At 41.8% G+C, this 17,343-nt stretch carries 11 protein-coding genes; 6 read left to right on the top strand and 5 right to left on the bottom strand.

Annotated elements, in window-relative coordinates:
* Nucleotides 1–240 precede the first annotated feature (240 nt).
* Nucleotides 241–591, bottom strand: a complete 351-nt coding sequence (locus H6G76_RS18700) for a YkgJ family cysteine cluster protein (RefSeq protein WP_190703752.1) — start codon at nucleotides 589–591, stop codon at nucleotides 241–243.
* Nucleotides 592–721: 130 nt separating this feature from the next.
* Here H6G76_RS18700 and psb30 point away from each other — a divergent pair, with 130 nt between their 5' ends.
* Nucleotides 722–856, top strand: coding sequence for a photosystem II reaction center protein Ycf12/Psb30 (psb30, locus tag H6G76_RS18695; RefSeq protein ID WP_062296431.1), 135 nt, complete (start codon nucleotides 722–724; stop codon nucleotides 854–856).
* A gap of 41 nt (nucleotides 857–897) precedes the next feature.
* On the opposite strand, the gene H6G76_RS18690 is transcribed toward psb30, so the two are convergent.
* Nucleotides 898–3,015 carry a DHH family phosphoesterase gene (locus tag H6G76_RS18690; protein ID WP_190703749.1) on the bottom strand — a complete coding sequence of 706 codons (2,118 nt, stop codon included), beginning with the start codon at nucleotides 3,013–3,015 and terminating at the stop codon, nucleotides 898–900.
* A gap of 456 nt (nucleotides 3,016–3,471) precedes the next feature.
* Here H6G76_RS18690 and H6G76_RS18685 point away from each other — a divergent pair, with 456 nt between their 5' ends.
* The 3 genes from H6G76_RS18685 to H6G76_RS18675 are packed head-to-tail and all read left to right on the top strand — an operon-like array spanning nucleotide 3,472 to nucleotide 7,366.
* Nucleotides 3,472–5,364 carry a lipoxygenase family protein gene (locus H6G76_RS18685; RefSeq protein ID WP_190703745.1) on the top strand — a complete coding sequence of 631 codons (1,893 nt, stop codon included), beginning with the start codon at nucleotides 3,472–3,474 and terminating at the stop codon, nucleotides 5,362–5,364.
* Nucleotides 5,365–5,382: 18 nt separating this feature from the next.
* Entirely contained in the window at nucleotides 5,383–6,729 is a 1,347-nt protein-coding gene (locus H6G76_RS18680) for a cytochrome P450 (RefSeq protein WP_190703743.1), read from the top strand.
* Nucleotides 6,730–6,748: 19 nt separating this feature from the next.
* A complete protein-coding gene (locus H6G76_RS18675; protein ID WP_190703740.1) occupies nucleotides 6,749–7,366 on the top strand; it encodes a hypothetical protein in 618 nt (205 codons plus the stop codon).
* A 301-nt stretch (nucleotides 7,367–7,667) separates the two neighbouring features.
* On the opposite strand, the gene H6G76_RS18670 is transcribed toward H6G76_RS18675, so the two are convergent.
* The 3 genes from H6G76_RS18670 to H6G76_RS18660 all read right to left on the bottom strand — a co-directional run bounded on the left by H6G76_RS18670 (nucleotide 7,668) and on the right by H6G76_RS18660 (nucleotide 15,989).
* Nucleotides 7,668–11,870: a chemotaxis protein CheB gene (locus H6G76_RS18670; protein WP_190703738.1), complete on the bottom strand. Its 4,203-nt coding sequence runs from the start codon at nucleotides 11,868–11,870 to the stop codon at nucleotides 7,668–7,670.
* Nucleotides 11,871–12,066: 196 nt separating this feature from the next.
* Nucleotides 12,067–12,399: a hypothetical protein gene (locus H6G76_RS18665; RefSeq protein ID WP_190703735.1), complete on the bottom strand. Its 333-nt coding sequence runs from the start codon at nucleotides 12,397–12,399 to the stop codon at nucleotides 12,067–12,069.
* Complete coding sequence (locus H6G76_RS18660) at nucleotides 12,390–15,989, bottom strand: CHAT domain-containing protein (RefSeq protein ID WP_190703733.1); 3,600 nt, start codon at nucleotides 15,987–15,989, stop codon at nucleotides 12,390–12,392. Before H6G76_RS18660 ends, H6G76_RS18665 begins: the two co-directional genes overlap by 10 nt.
* Before the next feature lie 134 nt (nucleotides 15,990–16,123).
* Between H6G76_RS18660 and H6G76_RS18655 the strand changes: the two genes are divergently transcribed.
* Nucleotides 16,124–16,447: a hypothetical protein gene (locus H6G76_RS18655; RefSeq protein ID WP_190703730.1), complete on the top strand. Its 324-nt coding sequence runs from the start codon at nucleotides 16,124–16,126 to the stop codon at nucleotides 16,445–16,447.
* 291 nt (nucleotides 16,448–16,738) lie between these two features.
* The gene (locus H6G76_RS18650; protein ID WP_190703729.1) at nucleotides 16,739–17,107 is read left to right on the top strand and encodes a hypothetical protein; all 369 of its coding nucleotides are present in this window, start codon (nucleotides 16,739–16,741) and stop codon (nucleotides 17,105–17,107) included.
* Nucleotides 17,108–17,343 lie beyond the last annotated feature (236 nt).

Genomic DNA, 17,343 nt, shown 5'->3' with positions numbered 1-17,343 from the left:
ATTTACTATGTTGCTGTCAATATTTTTTGTGCGCCTCTACCCAACCTACAATAGCTTTCAACTACTAAAATATCTCTCCCAATTCCAACAGTAAAATTGACGCTGCAATTATTCTATCTGTCATAATTTGGTGTTGGGTTACGGCGCGATATACATTTACCATGTTGCTGCCAATATTTCTTGTGCGCCTTCACCCAACCTACAAAAGATGTTGTAGATTAGAATCAACTTTACATAACTTTAAATCCCAACAGCTTTGTCGAAGCGCAGCATTTCTAAACTGCGATCGCCATATACCCCTTCAATCTGTTGGCGACAGCAATCTATTGCAAAATCATTGAGTTCTTCTGGCTCAATCCCATACATATCCTGAAATGCCTCTGGTTCTACTCGACAGAAACGGGGACGGTTCTGATAAATCTGGCATTCCCTTGTAGTGTGGTCAAAATTAACGCACCATCCGCCTTCGCCTACCATACTCAGGTAAAGTTCTAATTCCTCTGGTGAGAGATATTCGTGTATATCAGGACGATCTGCTGGGTCGAGATTACAGCAGGCTCCACATTGCTTGACACACTGCCAGTTTGCCATTTTGTGTTTTTTCCTATAATTTTGTTAAGTAAATTAAAAATTACATCCCGTTCCCGGATATGATCAAATGCGGGTTTTGCAACTGATTGATTATCGAACTTTTTAAGACAATTGGGAGGAAAGAGAAAAAATGTTAGACGGTATCATTAGCACTTTCACCAGCATCAATTGGGAAGTTATTTTCCAGTTGCTCTCTGTCGCATTAATTGTCATTGCTGGCCCAGCTGTAATTTTTGTCTTGGCTTTTCGCAACGGCAACCTGTAACATTACAAACTGCTGAGTTGTGAGGCTGAGTGAAACACTACTCATGACTCAGCATTTATGTATGATAATGCTTGCAAGGCGGCTTGGATAATGGAATCATACTGTGGTTGAGATACATCAACCTCAATAGCCTCTTCACGACTGATTCCTAACAGGCCGATTGTGCGTCCTGGGTACATGACGAGAATTTTGCCTTCAGGATTTTTAATTCTTAGTTCTGGTAAAGAGTTGTTTTGATAAATGCCACAAATATAGTGACGCTGCTTGTACTGAAAAGTGGTTCTGAGTGTGTTGGGTGGCGAAGTGTAAAAGATTTGAGTTGATGCTGTTGTTAATCTTACGCCTATTAACTCCAACTCAATAGTAGTCTTGCCGTTAAAAGAGTTTTCGCGCAACTTGTAAGCAATATCAACTCGCTTTGGTAAAGGATAATAATCACGCCAACGCCAAGCGATCGCCTTAATTGTATATTGCTGATCATCAATAATTTGCGCTAGTGTCACTTTAATATGACCCTTGCCGACAATTTGCTGTTCGATAACTTGCACATTCGCTGTCCAAAAAACTGGGTCGGGGTTATCGATACCGCAAGGATGCAGCGCATTTAGCTGTTGAAAAAGCTGCTGATTAATTTGGTTAAAATTAGCTTGAGCATCAATCTTGAGCAGTGGCTTGAGGTGTTGCGGTTCTAAACACTGGTTAGCAAAATCAATTAAACGCGATCGCACCGATTCTAAATTTTCTGCTGGTAAAGAAAATCCACCTGCTGCTTTGTGACCGCCGAATTTGCCTAACAAATCCCGACAATATTCTAACGCCTCAAACACATGAAACTCAGGAATTCCCCGCGCAGAACCGCGTATATGTGTTTCATCTTCATAAGTACCGATAAATACAGGCACACCGTAGCGTTCCACTAAGCGAGAGGCGACAATACCAATCACCCCATGATGCCATTCAGGTTGGACAACAACTAATACCCGGTCTTGCTGTAGAGACGCAATATATTGCGTCTCTACATAAGCGATCGCTTCTTGTTCAATTTCCTCACACATTTGCTGACGGCTAGTGTTTGTTTGTTCACACTGCATCGCTCTTGTCAGCGCAATTCCCATATCATCGGTAGTCAGCAAATCGATCACAGTCTGAGGATCACCAATGCGTCCAACAGCATTAATTCTTGGGCCTAAACGAAAGCCAATATCTTCAGGTTTCAGGGATTTGGAAGAATTTTTCTCCCCTGCCCCCCTGCCCGCCTGCACCTCTGCTCCCCTGCTCCCTTGCCCTACTGCCTCTTTCGCTTGCACTCCGGCGATTTGAATTAACGCTTGCACTCCTGGTAATTTAGATTTAGGTAAATGTTTTAATCCACGTTTTACCCAACGGCGATTTACACCAGTTAAGGGAGCTAAGTCTGCAATGGTTCCCAGGGTGAATAATTCTAGCATGGGCTGAATTAAGCCTCTAGTTTCTCCTAGCTGTTGTGCAAGACATACCGCCAGAATGTAAGCCACACCAACACCAGCGACACCGCGATAAGGTGAAGATTCGGCGATGAGTTTGGGGTTGAGGATAGCATCAGCTGGGGGTAATTGTTGCGGAATGTCGTGGTGGTCAGTGACAATTACTTTTAATTCGAGTTCTTTGGCTCTAGCGATGGGTTCATAAGCAGAGATGCCATTATCAACAGTGAGAATCAGCTTGACACCTTCGCTGTGAAATTCTTCGATGATGCGTTTGTTGATCCCGTAACCTTCGTGCATCCGGCTAGGAATAGCATAATCAACCTGCGCGCCTAAAGCCCGCAGACTTCGTAATAGTAATGCAGTGCTAGTCATCCCATCTGCATCATAGTCTCCACAGATAGCAATTCTACTTTGAGATGCGATCGCCTCTTGCAACAACTCCACACTCATCGCCAAATCTGGAAATTCTTCTAAAGGTGAAGGTAAAACTATCGATTCTGGCTCTAAAAATGCTTGTGCTTGTGCTGGCGTTTCAATGCCACGATTAATTAATAACTGGCTAATGATGGGGGATAGATTGCTGGAAGTTGCCAGCTTTTGGGCTAAATCTGCATTTTGTGGGTAAATTTGCCAACGCTGATTCGGTAAGCGTCTGCGAAGTTGTGAGCGTTCAGGTAAAGGTCGGTCTAGCACGATGAAAAACAATATGTTAGGAGTTGTTGCTTAACTTCTAACTGATAACACGTTTACCTTTACATTATCGAGAATGTGTCATTTGTTAAGTTTCACTTTCACCCAATCTATAGCAATTTACCCTGAATGAACTAATGCCAATTCTTTGTAAAGCTGCGCCAATCTCTCTGTCTTATTCCTCTCTTTGCGTACTTTGCGTACTTTGCGGTTAGTTCCTTAATTAAGCGCAACTTCCTACAGAATTGGTATAACGAGAAAAAATAAACTTTTCTTGAGAAAAATCCAAAATATTCATCTGGTAGGGATAATATTCTTGTCTCACTCCCATCTATATACCTATTGACGATGGAATAAATCAATGTTTTTATGGCATCAAATCTTAATTAAAAAATTTAATAAATAATTTTTAATTAAATTTTAAAGTTATTTCCTAATCACTATAGACAAGGAGCTTCCGTGACTACTTCATCACCAAATAATGCCGTAAATTCACAAATCACTGATAGCTTGGCGGTAGCTAGACAGCAATATCAATACAACTACACTCATATTCCGGCAATTGCGATGGTGGATGAGCTTCCTGATCAGGAACAGTTCACTAGTGCGTGGTTTTGTTTGCTGGCACAGGTAGTACGTATAATTTTTATTAATACATTGATTGTCAATAGGGGGAATCAAGGTTCTCCGTCTGTTCGGGATGATGTCAAAAGATTTATTTTAGAAGCTTTAATCAAAGGAGCCATACCCTTCCAGGTTGGTGTAGTTGCCAGACTGTTACAAATTCTTCCCCAATTTTTAATTAAAAGCATATCTAAAGATTTTAGGGAAGTTGACGATTTGTTGTTTTCTCTATTTAAGGAAGGTGGAATCACAATTTTGCGAGATTCCCTAAACAGAGTTGTTAATTTATTATATAAAGACCAACCTAGAGGTCATGTAACCAACCTCAAAGATTACGAAAAGTTACTGCCAGAAATTCCGCTACCTGCGATCGCCAGCACCTATCAAGAAGATGAAGTATTTGCCTATATGCAAGTAGCAGGCTTCAATCCCTTAATGATAAAACGAGTCGAAAGTTTAAGCGATCGCTTCCCCGTCACAGACGAACATTACCAAGCAGTCATGGGGAGTGAAGATTCCTTAAGTGCTGCTGGGCAAGAAGGTAGACTATACCTCACAGACTATGGAATTTTAGACGGTGCAATCAACGGTACTTTCCCAAAGGAGCAAAAATATCTCTATGCTCCCTTTGCGTTGTTTGCCGTACCCAGAGGTTCAGAACTAAACCGCCTACTGCGCCCTATAGCTATTCAATGCGGTCAAACACCAGGCCCAGATTATCCCATTATTACCCCTAACTCTGGCAAATACTCATGGTTATTTGCCAAAACCGTTGTTTTAATAGCAGATGCCAACTTCCACGAAGCTGTGAGCCACTTAGGCCGAACTCACTTGTTTATTGGCCCCTTCGTGATGACAACCTATCGCCAACTACCACCCAATCATCCCCTGCGGATTTTATTACACCCACATTTCGAGGGAACCTTGGCAATTAACGATGCTGCACAACGCGCCCTCATCGCTCCTGGTGGTGGAGTTGATCGGCTGCTTTCATCTACCGTTGATAATGCTAGAGTTTTAGCAGTACGCGGTTTGCAAAGCTATGGGTTTAATAACGCTATGTTACCAAAACAACTCAAGCAACGTGGCGTAGATGATCCCAACTTATTACCTGTTTATCCTTATCGGGATGATGCCCTGTTAATTTGGAATGCCATTCATCAGTGGGTATCAGACTATCTCAAACTTTACTACCCAACAGACAAAGACATTCAACAAGATGCAGCATTGCAAGCATGGGCAGCCGAAGCCCAAGCTTATGATGGGGGACGAATACCTGATTTTGGTGAAAATGGCGGTATTCAAACACGCGAATATTTAGCTGAAGCTGTGACTCTGATTATCTTCACCGCCAGCGCCCAACATGGGGCAGTCAACTTTCCGCAAAAAGATTTGATGGGATACGCTCCTGTGTTACCATTAGCAGGTTACTTGCCAGCCTCAACCCTCAAAAACGAAGTGACTGAGCAAGATTACTTAAATCTACTTCCACCCTTAGATCAAGCACAAAGGCAACTCAACCTTCTATCATTATTGGGTTCTGTTTATTACAACAAGCTTGGTAATTACCCAGAAGGATACTTTACAGACCCACAGGTCAAACCCTTGTTGCAAGCCTTCAATGAAAATCTGCAACAGACAGAAGATACCATCAATCAACGCAACTTACACCGTCCGTCCTATGAGTATCTTCTCCCCTCCAGAATTCCCCAAAGCATCAATATATAAACTCACCTCATCAACCCTATGGAACTCAAAGAAAAGGTTCTCCAAAACCACGATCGCCAGATCAAACTTGCCCAAACCTTAGAGAAAGTCGGCTATAATACGCCATTTGGCAAGCTGTTAAGGTTACGTGCATATTACAGCGATGCCTTGATCATGCTCAATGCTTGGAAAGACTTTCTCTATATTCGCTGGCAAAATATTGGGGATAAATATTTTGCGGTAGATCACGCAATCATGCACTCATCTCATACCAAGGTGAAGGAACTAATGCACGTGGAGCCGCAAGTCCGGGGTAATGATTTAGGTATCATCAGAATCTTAGCACCTAGCTATTTACTCAACAATCCCCTCAGCTTGGGAACCAACGGCAATGAACACACAGGTGTTCGTGCTGTATTATTGCAAGCTTTACCAGATCCTTTAGAACAAGTAGAAGTTTTAGCAGGTTTAGTCGATCAATATCTGTCAAAAGCTACTCAACAAGGACAATTACATATTGGCAACGATTTGCCAAAAATATTGTTAGGAATACTGCACCAAGGAATTCTGCAAATATCATTAACTGAAGCAGAAATTGAGGGATCACAGGCTTATATTAAAGGTCTGGCTCTCGCATCTTTGCCTAACTTCATCAGCAAATATCTCCTGGCGTTTAGAACAGCACCAAATATCAAACATCGCCAGCGTTTAATTGAAAAATATAAACAATCTCCCAGATGGGCATCTTTTTTAGAAACAGGTTCAAGCTATGGTTTAAACGAACACCAAATAGCTAACAGTATTTTCGATATGATTCATATTGCCGGAACGGCTGGGACAAGTGGGCTGTTAGGTTCTGTGATTGGTGTTTTATGCCTAGATACTGCTTTAAAGAACAACGTAGTATCTGAGATAAATACTTTATGGAATGGTCAAGAAACTCCTAACAAAAATGCTCTCGAACAGTCCCAACTCCTTTATAAAGTAATCTTAGAAACTGCTCGTCTTTATCCACCTGTAAGATTTGTTAGCCAACTGAGTACTAATTCAGGCGAAGTTGAAATCGGGGGGCAAAAATGTCCATTCCAAACAGGCACTCGTTTACTTGGTTCTATCTTCACAGCAAACCGAGATGCCAATAGATACCAAAATCCAGATAATTTTGATATTACAAGAGATTTTTCTGATATCTTATCTTGGAATGGTGAAGGTCATGAGCGAGTTTGTCCTGGTAGAAGTTTGTCGATTGGTTTAATTAAGCTTTTTTGTTTCTATCTTTTCAAGAAGTATAAATGGGACTCAATTACAGAAGTCAAATGGGATTTTGCCAAGGTGACTGCCGTTACGCCTAATGATTTAGTGTTACAAGGCTTTGCTAAACAATAAGTGATTAAGGAAACAGGTAATGACTGGAAAAATCGAGAAAAAACAACTCGACAATATTGCTACATGGATGATAGCAATTAAAGAAACGAACTTACCCAGTGTCCTCAAAGGTGTTTTCTATATGGATGGCAATCCACTTCCAGATGATTGCATCACCTTTTATAACATAGAATGGGACAGCCAAAATAAAACTCTAGTCCTACCTGTTTCTGCTCCTTTGCAGTGGACTTTTCACAACACAATTGCCGGATGGCTATTACTTCGTTCATCTCAATTAACTCGATTTACTTACAAAATTGAGTTTATAGATGAAAGTTTACAGCATGGGCAACTCATACCTTTTGGTTTAGGAATAAGAATTCCTAAATGGGTGGTAGATGCCACAATACATAAAGAAGCTAACTCTCCAAATGGAGATATTTGGCAACGAAAAAATCGTTGGTTTGGTGGCATTTCTAGGGCTGGGGAGTACACTCTGCGTAGAGTTGTCGATGAAGATGGTAATTACACTCCTGCTTTTAAGCAAATGCTGACCAAGGTTCAAAATGAGTGTTTAGTTATTGCGAGAAACTCAAAGGATGAATCTGAGAAATTATTTTCTAGTAGCAGGGAACAGGGAGTAGGCAATAGGCAATAGGCAATAGGGGTAATGGTTGCGGCATTTGGGCAGAGGAAATTGCACCTGCGGTGCTTGGGCAATACGATTCAGTTAGTAATTTTTTCTTTCCTTAGTGTCCTACCCTGCGGGAAGACAGTTCGTTTCTATGCGTTCTTTGCGGTAGCTTGCGGCGATCTGCTGACGCGTCTACGTAAAAAAAATGTAAATTCGACAAGTTTATTTTGACCTCTCCCCCAACCCCTCTCCGACGCGGAGAGGGGAGCTAAAACCCTTGCCTATTGCCTATTGCCTATTGCCTTTATCAAACCGGATTCCTATATTACATCCGTTGAGTCAAGGTGGCGATTAAAGCTACTAATTGCGGGGGTTCGATGGGTTTAGCTATGTGCATTTGGTATCCGGCGGCTAAGGCTTCGGCGTATTCTGCATCGCCAGCATAGGCGGTGAGGGCGGCGGCGGGAATTTGCCCACCGAGTTCGGGAGCGAGCGCCCTAATTTGCCGAATTAGTGAGTAACCGTCTTCTCCGGGGAGGCCGATGTCAGACAAAAGTATGTCGTAGCTGTTAGGGTTTGCCATCAGCGTTGATAGTGCAGCACTGGCTGATGCAACTGTTGTGACTTGGACTCCGTATTCTTCTAAGGCTAACTTGAATAAAAGGCGGATATCTGCTTCGTCCTCAACAATCAGCACTCGCACACCTTCGAGTGAGGCAATGTTTTGGGTTGATAATTCTGGTCTTGGAAAAACCAATGATTGACTACTATGGACTACAGAAATTTGCCCTTGGATCTTTTGTAGCGGTAGACTAATTGTAAAGGTTGTGCCTTTACCTACACCTGGGCTTTTGGCTTCAACTACACCACCGTGAAGTTCTACCAAGTGACGGACAATTGCCAGTCCTAGTCCTAAACCCTGATTGGAGCGAGTTTTCGAGCCATCGGCTTGGCGGAAGCGGTCAAAAATATAAGGAACGAAGTCAGAGGGTATACCCAGGCCTGTGTCACTCACTTGGATTTGTGCTAGTACTTTGGTGTACTTAAGTGTGACTTTAATTTTGCCTCTGACTGGGGTAAACTTGATGGCGTTAGACAGTAAATTCCAGATGACCTGTTGTAAGCGAATGGGATCACCAACGATCGCTCTGGGTGTAGTATCTAACTGAGTTTGAATTTCAATGCTTTTGACTTCTGCTGCTAGACGCACAACTGCGATCGCTGCTTCAATTATCTTTGCAAGCTCGACTGGTTGGGCATCCATCCGCAACCTACCAGAGCTAATCCGAGAAATATCTAACAAATCGCTGATTAAATGCGCTTGAGCTTGGGCGCTGCGCTCAATGGCTTCTAATCCCTGCTCAACTACATCTGTTTCTAGTTGGCGCGTTCGCAGCAAATTCGCCCAACCAAGCATAGCATTGAGTGGGTTTCGCAATTCGTGGGAGAGAATTGACAAAAATTCATCCTTGGCGCGGTTGGCTCTCTCGGCGGCTTCACGGGCTGATTGTTCTTGCGCCAAAAGTTGAGTCCGTTCTGCTTCTAGCTGCTTTTGCTGGGTAATATCTTCAATCACAAGCAGAATCATCGCCATATCGTGGATGTGAGAGAGTTTGCGACCATTCAACCGCAAGATTTTCTGCCCAATATGCTCAAAGTTATGCTCAACTTCTAGGTCTTGAAATTGGCTTTGTTCGGAGAGGATGCTTTCTAAAAGCGATCGCAATTGCGGTATATTCCACTGTCCATTGCCTAAATCATAAATTAGTTGCTGTTCTGTTTCTTCTGCCGTCACCTGAAATATTTCGTAGAAAAACTGATTAGCGGTAATTACTTTTAGGTCTGTATCTAGCACTACTAAAGATTCTCGGACTGTCGCCACAATTGCTTCGGCGTAATCTCTCGCGGCTGTGATTTGTCTAGCACTGCGTTTGAGTTCGTTAATATCCACCAACACTACGACAGCACCGTCAATTTTGTGATCGATGGTGCGATAGGGACGGATGCGTAAATCATACCAGTGTCCCTCGTTGTCTTGTACCTCCTGGGCTTTAAAGGTGAGTGTGCGTACCACTTCCAAAATCTGTTGTTCTAAGTCAGGAATATTTAAGTTGTGATTAATATCACTGAATGGTCGCCCCACATCTGAAGGAATTAGGTTAAAGATTCTTTCTGCTACTGGAGTAAAGCGACGAATGCGTAAATCTCCTCCTAACATGAGAATTGGGATACTAATACTGCTGAGGAGATTTTGTAAATCGTTACTGACTTGAGTTGACTCGACGTTACGGCGTTGTAATTCTTCGTTAATAGTGTTTAATTCTTCATTAGTTGCCTGAATTTCTTCTTTAGCTGTTTCTAATTCTTCATTAGTGCTTTGCAACTCTTCATTACTAGAAAGAATCTCTTCGTTAGCGGCTCTCAAGTCTTGATTTGTAGCTTGTTGTTCTGCAATAATTGATTGCAGATATTCTTTAGTTGTGGCTAACTCTTGTTTGAGTTGCTGAGTTTCATTTTCGTTATTAATTTTGCGTCTTTTGCGAGTGCTTGTGCTTGAAGAGGAAGCTTGCTGCTCGTCAGCTAAATTTAAGATAGAAGATGCGGCAGTCTCGGCAAACATAACTAAAAAGTAGCTTTTTGTGTTATCGGGGAGAGCATAAAATGGTACAACATCAATCCTCACCAGTTTGATTTGCTCGTTGTCTTTGATTTCTATGCCTTCTTTTCTGACTGCTTCTTGGTGCTTTTTGGCTAGGTGAATAGCAGTGCGTAGTTCTAACCGTAATTCTTGTTTAGCTATTTTTAAGAGATTAAAGCTTGGTCTGCCTGATGGTAGTTGCAGATAGGGGCTAGTCTGCCCGCGAAATTGCACAATTTCTAGATTATGGTCAATAATCACACCAACCGGAGCATATTGCTGCAATATAATTTGGTCGGCTGCCTTCTGCATTTCTAATTCATTCCAAACCTGTTCGCTGACTAATGGCGTAGGGTGGACAACTTCTACGGGCTTGTTAGGAATTAATTCAATCTTCAGCCCAGTCGGATAAATTTTGTTGGCATAAATCTTATACTTTTTGTCAATCAGTGCAAACAAGTCGCTAAACTCGCCTACTGTTTCTGACGTGCCTAGCATCAAAAAGCCTGTTGGCTTCAAACCATAATGTAAGATAGGCAGCAGTTTCTTTTGGACAGCAGAACCTAAGTAAATGAGTACATTGCGACAGGTAACGAGATCGAGCCGAGAAAAGGGCGGATCACTAATCAGGTTTTGTCTAGCAAAAACACAGCATTCCCGCACGGGCTTGTTAATTTGATAGCCACCGTCTACGGGTACAAAAAACTGCTGGAGGCGTTCGGGAGAGACATCTACTAATTGACTGTGCTTGTAAATACCTAGTCTGGCTTTTTCAATAGCTACCTCATTAATATCTGTGGCAAAAATTTGGATAGGCTTTTTTATTCCCTGCTCGTGCAAATATTCTAGTAAGCAGATAGCCAGGGAGTAGGCTTCTTCTCCTGTGGAACATCCCGCCACCCAAACCCGAATCGGAGAATTACCAGACTGTTCTTGAGTAATAATCGGAAATACTTTATTTTTTAAAGCTTCAAAAGCTTCAGGGTCGCGGAAGAAAAAGGTGAGAGTGATTAGCACATCGTAATACAAGGCTTTGACTTCGCCCGGATGGTCTTGAAGATAACGCACATAATCTTCTAAACTCTCTAACCTAGATAAAATCATCCGCCGTAGGATGCGCCGCTTGAGGGTAGTTTGCTTGTAGTAATGAAAATCAACACCAGTAGCCGCTTTTAACAGACTAAATATGGTAGTCATAGCATCCTCATCTGCGGGTATAACTTCAGCAGCTTTTTCTGGGGTAGTACGACTAACGAAAGGATGACGACTGAGGTTGGCTAATTCCTTGCCTATTTCTTGTGGTGTTAAAACAAAATCTACCTGTCCAGAAGCCACAGCCATATTCGGCATACTACTAACTTGTGCCGAGTCTTGACACTGGGCAAAAGTAATTCCGCCAGCTTCCTTGATTGCTTCTAACCCCTTAGCACCATCAGCATCGCCCCCAGACAATACAACACCAATGGCTTTGCTTTCCCGTTCCTGGGCTAAAGAAAAGAAAAATGTATCAACTGACATTATCTGACCGCGAATTTTCGGACGCGGACTCAGTTGTAACTTTCCCTGAGAGATCGTCATTATGGCGTTAGGGGGAATCACATAGACATGATTTGGTTCTACTACCATCCCATTTTTTACTTGCACTACTGGCATGGTGGTTGTCTGGGACAGAATTTCCGCCAACATACTCTTTTGGTCGGGACTTAAGTGCTGAACCAACACAAATCCCATACCTGTATCAGTCGGCAAATGGCTGAGTAATTGTGTAAATGCTTCTAATCCCCCGGCAGATGCGCCAATGCCGACAATCGGAAATAATTCATTTTGGTTGGGCTGTTGCTGTTCGTCAGGGGTATGAGGCTGAGTTGGTTTTGACCGCCTAGAGTTCATTAATATAAAAGTGATTAAAAGTCGGGGTGTTAGAGATATTACTTTATTTACTAATAAAATACTTTGTTGCTGGCTAGACTTTAGCCCACCATAGATACATCTTATATATTTATAGTTAAAGATATTAAGACCGATCCTCTGTGGTATCATCGAGCGATCGCAAATCTAGCAGGATATCGCGCAGTCTAATCTAAAATTACCCTGGAAGATGAGGCTTCTGAATATGCACGCCCATCATACTCCTGATGTGATTGAACTGTTTCAAACCGAGAGTGTTGATTAAATCAAACTTAACTACTGCTAACCAGAAGCAGACACAGCGATTGACCAACATTGTCAAGTTTCTTATGAACGGGAACTCATTCATAGAGAAGCCTAACTCATTTGTGACGAATAGACCTCTTGCAAAAACCACTTTTGCAAGAGGTGGGAAAAGGGAAAAGGTTAAAGGGGAAGGGAAAAATACAAAACCTTTCCCTCTTTCCCCTTCCCCTTTTCCCGACTTCTGCAAGAAGTCTATTACTTCCATTCGCCCTGCAATGTAAACGCAGCCCAATAATAAGGCGCAGTAAAATTCTGATTACGAGACATTTCTATTTGTGCTGCCCTTAACGCCGCCGCAGGTTTTAAATTTTTCTGTAACATATTGGTATAAAATTTCTGCATTAATTCTGATGTAGCTTCATCATCCACACTCCACAAACTCACAACCACACGCGGACTTCCCGCATACATAAAACCTCTAGTTAAACCTACTAACCCTTCTCCCTTCACTTCTTCACCTAAGCCTGTTTCACAAGCACTGAGAACTACTAACTCTGCTGGCAAACTTAGGTTAAAAATATCATGGAGGCGTAAAAAGCCATTTTGTGGTTTCCCTTGGTTATCAAACAGCGACAGCACGACTCCAGATAATTCGGGATTCGTACTATTAAGGATGCCGTGGGTAGCAAAATGGATGATTTGATATTGTCCTAACTCTGGACTTGTGGCAATATCACGACTAGCAGTAAAGTCTAAAGCTTCCTTGCGTTCTTTATTAGATACCAGTGAGAGAATTTGTTCGGCTTCTTGGCGGGTAAAACTTAGGCGTTCAAAGCTAATGTCAGCTTCTCTGGCGGAACGTGCTAATTGTTGCTGGTCAAAAGTTTCTAAGTCTGGAGTCATGGACGGGCGATTTGATGGTTGACCTTTCAAACGTTCGTCGTCTGGGGAAAATACCGGGTCTGCTAATACAGCTATGGCTTTGGGTGCTTTTTTTCGCCCTTTGATGTCTTGGCGCAATAGGGCAATAGTTGAGGCTGAGGGTAAGGTGATGATTTCGTTTGTTGTGATTAATGGTTGATAGTTTTGATTGTTTGGTATTGCTAATGCACTTATCGGTACATACTGCAAAGCACCATCACCAACCACAATTAAGCGTTTTTTTCCGAGTTGCTGGGCTGCGGGTGCAAGTATCATCTTTGATAGAGCGATCGCAGTTTTGCCTGTCTTTGAGATACTAGTTCTTTGGGATGGTGTAGTTAAGGCATTGCGAAACTCCTGCACGGCTATTTCAATATCGGTACGTTTAGGTAATTCGTAACTGGTAATGCTATTTTTGCTCACAACCCAAAGATAACTACGGTCTTCTCCCAAGGAGTATTCTAAAAGCAAGGTCTGATCATCTAATACTTGCTGTTGAATTTGCTGCAATGATAAGGGTTGAGGTTGTGTCAACGCCGCGTAACGTGGACTAGTGGCTCTAATTTCTGCCTGAACTTGCTGATACTGTTTAAGAAGTTCTTCTGTTTGTTTATCTAAATTTTGAACTTGACTTTCGGTATAGTTTCCATTTAATAGTTGAATGCGGAACTTTTCTTTAGCATTGAGTTGTTGCTGTAAGTTGCGTTCTGTTTGCAACAGCTTCGGATTTACACCTTGGCGGATGTCTGCGTTAGCTTCTGTCAGCAAGTCCAAAAGACCCCGCGCCCTAGCACGTTCACTAACTTGCAATGCCAAAGCATTATAGCCTTGAGATGGTTGCTGTTTGTGTAGCTGCATCAACAGGTCGATATAGAATTGGTAATATTTCTGCACCGATGCAAAGTAAGCAGTTCGCAAATCTTGACTGGTGACGTTGGTGCGGATATCTTCAACGATTTTAATACTGTTTTCTATTTGGCTGCGGGCGGCGTTGAGATTGCCCCGATCGCGTTCTGTCTGAGCTATATAATACAGGGTGTCTGCTTCCCCGGTGCGATCGCCAATTTTCTGTCGCAATTTTAATTCTTGATTAGAAGTTGCGATCGCCTGTTGTGGTTGTTTTAAAGCATTATATGTTCTAGCAACATTCCCAATAACGTTGGCTTCAGCAATTTTCTGCCCTAGTTTTTGCCAACCAGTGGCAGCTTTTTGCGAAAAGTCTAAGGCTTTTTGATAATCACCTGCTGCTAAATAAACTCTACCTAAGAAAGCATAGCCGCTAGTTTCGGCAAAGTTATTTTGTTTTTGTTGTGCTAACGTCAAAATTTGGTTAGCAGCATCCAAAGCTTGAGGATAATTTTTCAAAGCTTCGTAAACTCTAACGATGCCACTAATAGCACTGACTTCACCAATTAGATTCCCTTGTTCACGTCGTACCTGCCGCGCTTGATTGTAATATTGCAAAGCTTTGGGATAATTTTCTAACGCACGGTAGGCACTGCCAATATTATCTAAAGTTTGCGCTATTTGATCGCGATCCCCTGTATTTTTAAATGTCTCTAAGACTTGATTATAAGTTGCAATACTCAACTTATAATCACCGAGGAAACTATAAACCAAAGCTATATGTTTGAGTGTATCTCCTTGCCCAGCAATATCTTTTACTTGGCGTTGAATATCTAGGGCTTGGTTATAAAAATTGATGGCTTTTTGATAGTCGCCCAAGGATGCATAAATTCCTCCCATAGTATCGAGGGTGAAGGCAACTCTCGCACCATTTTTCGTACCACGTTGCAATACTAATGCTTGATTTAAAACATCAAGAGCTTTTTGCTTTTCACCTAACCTATCGTAAACTAGAGCCACTTGCCCTAATAGTTCTGCCTCGGCTTGGGGACTGCCTGCTTTTTGCAAAAGCGATCGCGCTTGGTTATAGTAGCTTAGTGCTTTGGGTGGTTCATTAAAAGAATAGCCGCCAGCAATAGCAGTCAATATCGTAGCTTGTTTGCTCAGGTTAAATGCCAAGGCATTTCCAGACAAATTACCTTGGATTTGTTGTTGTAGTTTTAATGCTTGATTAAGGTTTAAGAGTGCCTTTTTCTCATCTCCAATAGATAAGTAAACTAAACCAATAGTGTTGAGTGCATCAGCTTCTCCACCTAAATCTTTTTTCGCCCGTTGAATCTCTAGTGCTTGCTGGAATATGTCTAAAGCTTTTTGTGGTTCTCCTAAATTAGTATAGGCAATACCAATAACTTGCAAGGTATCAGCTTGTCCATCTAAATCTTTTTGCTCACGCTGAATTACTAATGCTTGATTATAAGCTTCTAGTGCTTTCTTTGTCTGACCTGAATTAAAATAAACTCCACCAATACCAATTAAAGTGTTAGTAATAAAAAAGGGTTGTTTCTCAGCCCGAAATAATGGCAATGCTTGGTTATAAAATTCTAAAGCTTTTTGTGGCTGACCTAAATTAGCGTAAGCATTGGCAACAGAATTAAGCATCACAGCTTCGCCAATTCGGTCTTTTTGTTCGCGGCGAATTGTTACCCCTTGCTGAAAATATGTCAACGCTTTTTGATTATCATTTTGCGTATAGTAAAGTGTACCAATAGCTAATAATGTTGTGGCTTCAGAATTGCGATCGCCTATTTGTCGCCAAATTTTTAATGCTGCTTCATATTTTGCGATCGCTTCTTGTCGAGAGGTTGCTGTACCCTGTTCATATAGTTTCTGCGCTTCTTGCAGCAGTTGTTTTCCTCTGGTGGCGGCTCTTTGTTTCTCAGGGCTGGTATTTGGAGCAGTAAGAGTTGGCTTTTGAGCAATGTTGATACTAGCTGTTGCTGTCGCCATCAATAGCTCTGATGAAACTAGCATACTGACAAAGAGAACAAGTGTGCGATGTTTGAATGCTGGCTGATTTCTCTTTGTCATAACTGTTTCTGGGAATTGGAAGGAGTGGTGATGTTAGCAAGCAAGTTGCAATTCTACAGTTTTAACTATGTTTCTCCGGATCAGCCTAAATCTAACTGAATAATAAGTAATATAAAGTTTTTACACCAAAACCTATGGAACTGCCTCAACGCGTATCGATTCGCTACAAAGACACTTCCTACAACATGAGTGAGATACGCTTAAAAACCTTTCAACTTGCATTCCGCATTTGGGAAGAACAAAGCAAACCCAAAAAAACCGAGCTTTACGAGTTTCTCTTGTCTTGCTTAAAACAGTTCGACCGCCAAGACCGCTTTATTATTTCACATTTATTTATAGAATTGTCAGACATGATCCGTAATTCTTCCCTAGAAAGAAGCATGAGAGAAGTTCTAATTAAAATAGCCTTTCGAGAGTTTGCTTGTGCATTAACTGACTTTGAAAATGCTGAAAAATAGTAACAGGGAATAGGTAACGGGCAATAGGCAATAGGCAATAGTAATTATTCTGTACTCCATTCCTCATGTTCTTGTGAATACAATAGACCTCAAGACTCATTGCTTTTTGCACTCTTGTGAGAAAAGGGACTCATCTTTATTGGGAAAGGGTAAAATACAAAACCTTTCTCCCTTTCCCCTTCCCCTTTTCCCGACTTCTGCAAGAAGTCCAATGCAATGTGTGGGTTGATGCTACACCGCCAGTCCCGCATAATTATACTGAATGCTCTTAAAGCAACCATAACCAAACCCATGCCAGAAAAGTTTGAACCAAAGCACTCACAGTCTGAAGAACGGGAAAACTTTTACGCCCAGCCTGAAGAACCGGAAAAGTTCTACCCCACCCAACACCTAAAAATCTACCAAACGAGCAATGCAGGGCAACTGTTAATTTGCGAATGTCGCAACTGCTCGACTCCACTATCTATTGATGTAGTTTTTTTGACACCCCAAAATTCCAAACCTCGTCCTAAGAATAAACCTGATACTCAGCAAGATGATGGAATGAAATGTCCTAACTGTGGACGAACCCCCATCTTTTTGGAAGGCTGTGTTGTACAATCGATTGCTCAATTACCTTCCTCTCCGTGGCCACAGGAACAAAAAAAGTATGAAGTATGAAATACAACAAAATTTTTACTTGGCTTTGAGAAGTATTGTTTACTTCACTACATGAAATGTCCTACGTTTGCCTAATTTTATTACTGCGCTGGCTTTAAATAGCGATCGCTAAAATCGTGCTTAAAGTTCCGCTAAAAATTACAGCCGGAACTTTAGGGCGAAATTTTTGCATTGAATCAGCTTTTTACTTGAGTTTTCATACCTTAAACCAGAAATATAGCAGAAGGCAAAAGGCA

It is taken from the genome of Nostoc sp. FACHB-152, assembly GCF_014697475.1.
Taxonomy (GTDB): domain Bacteria; phylum Cyanobacteriota; class Cyanobacteriia; order Cyanobacteriales; family Nostocaceae; genus Nostoc_B.
Note: the sequence above shows the minus strand (reverse complement) of the source record. Positions and strands in the feature narration are given on the sequence as shown.